The sequence below is a fragment of the Aestuariibaculum suncheonense genome, from assembly GCF_014596935.1.
GTDB classification, from domain to species: domain Bacteria; phylum Bacteroidota; class Bacteroidia; order Flavobacteriales; family Flavobacteriaceae; genus Aestuariibaculum; species Aestuariibaculum suncheonense.
Genome location: NZ_JACVXC010000086.1, coordinates 1 through 215, shown reverse-complemented (window position 1 = coordinate 215; position 215 = coordinate 1). Strand labels below are relative to the sequence as shown.

Annotated in this window: 1 protein-coding gene; it reads left to right on the top strand. The window is 34.4% G+C overall.

Annotation, left to right across the window (positions count from 1 at the left end):
* The coding region (locus ICJ84_RS16865; RefSeq protein WP_188217558.1) for a hypothetical protein at positions 1 to 215 on the top strand (215 nt) is incomplete at both ends.

Here is a 215-nt window from a genome sequence, read left to right as displayed (position 1 = left end):
GAAGTTAGTTTTACAGGAGGTGTTTATGTCTATTCAGACGGATTTGAAAATGGAGAAAGAACCATTTTTGGTTTACCAGCTGGAAATGTACAAATAAAACTGGAAGATAATTGTGGGAATATGGTTGAAACCAATGTGGAAATTAAACAGCTGGAAGAACTAGCTATTACAAATGCGGAACCAATTGATATTTGTTTTGGAGGATTTAGTAGTTC